2 protein-coding genes are annotated in these 1,315 nt (G+C 65.5%); both read right to left on the bottom strand.

Annotated features, from left to right (window positions below; genetic code table 11):
* Positions 1–39: 39 nt before the first annotated feature.
* Positions 40–891 (bottom strand): IS3 family transposase, encoded by an 852-nt coding sequence (locus tag ACMO6A_RS05240; protein ID WP_418470867.1) that lies wholly within the window; start codon positions 889–891, stop codon positions 40–42.
* A gap of 20 nt (positions 892–911) precedes the next feature.
* On the bottom strand, positions 912–1,315 hold a 404-nt coding region (locus tag ACMO6A_RS05245; RefSeq protein WP_418470868.1), incomplete at its 5' end, for a transposase.

Consider the following 1,315-nt stretch of genomic DNA (forward strand, 5'->3'; position numbering starts at 1 on the left):
ATGAACTGCACCCCAAAACTTGGACGGCTTAAATAAAAACTACGCCGCAAGGGACTGTCTCCGGAACTCCTCCGGGGTCAGTCCCTTCAGTTTAACCTGGCGCCTCCTCGTGTTCCAATGGACCACGAAGTCGTCGAGGTCCGCCTTGAAGGACTCGAAGTCCGGCCACGTCCTTCCGCGGAAGAACTCGTCCTTGATGTGGCCGAACACCTGCTCCGTCGCGCCGTTGTCGATGCAGTTGCCCTTCCGGGACATGCTCTGCACCACGCCGGCCTCCTCCAACCGCTTGCACCAACCGGCCTGCTGGTACTGCCAGCCCATGTCCGAGTGCAGGATCGGCCTGGAGCCCTTGGGCTTCTTGGACACGAGCTGGTCGAGCAGCTCGTGCTGCTGAGCCATGTTGGGGTGCAGCGACGTGGACCAGGCGACGATCTCCTTGCTGCCGAAGTCGTAGACCGGCGCGAAGTAGGCCTTGCCCCAGGGCTGCTTGAACTCGGTGACGTCGGTGCCCATCTTCTCCCACGGCCCGTCGGCGGCGAAGTCGCGCCCGATGACGTTCTCGAAGGTCTTTCCGACCTTGCCCCTGTACGAGTTGTACCTGTGGTAGTCGGTCTCGCGGCGGATCCCGCAGCTGATGCCCATCTCGCGCATCATCTTCAGCGTCGTCTTGTAGGCTATGCGCACGCCCTGCTCGGCGCGCAGGCACATGGCGATCTGCCTGTGGCCGCACCCGTTGGCGGTGCGCGAGAATATCTCGGCGGCGGCCTCCCAGAGCTCGGGCCTGGTGGGAGCCTTCGGGTGCGACAGCGCGTAGTAGTAGCTGGACCGGGCCATGCCGGCGCACTCCAGCAGGCGCCCCAGCCCGTGCCCCTCTTCGCGCAGGGCGCTCACGGCCTCGACCTTCGCCCTGGTCAGAGTCCGTCCCTCTCGACCAGGGCACGCAATTTTTTTAGGTAGGCCACCTCGGTCTCGAGCCTTCGGCAGCGCTCCTCGAGCTCCTGCTCGCGCGTGCGCGGCCTCGCCTTGGAACCGCTCGGCCGGCCCTTGGGCTTGGGCCTGAGCGCCTCGGCGCCGCCCTCGCGGTAGAGCGCGCACCATCTCTTGAGCGGCGACATCGACATTATGCCGAACGCCGCCATCGCCTCGGCCTTCGTCATGCCGCCGTCGACCACGGCGGAGGCTGCGGCGACCTTCTGCTCGTATGTGTACCTGGCCTGCTTGCCGTCCATGGATAGCAGCACCTCGCTTCCGAACGACCGGTATACGCAGAGCCATTGTCTCACGGTGTCGCGCGGGACCGACAGCGCCTTCGCCG

The organism is Eggerthella sp. (genome assembly GCF_048329335.1).
Classification (GTDB): domain Bacteria; phylum Actinomycetota; class Coriobacteriia; order Coriobacteriales; family Eggerthellaceae; genus Eggerthella; species Eggerthella lenta.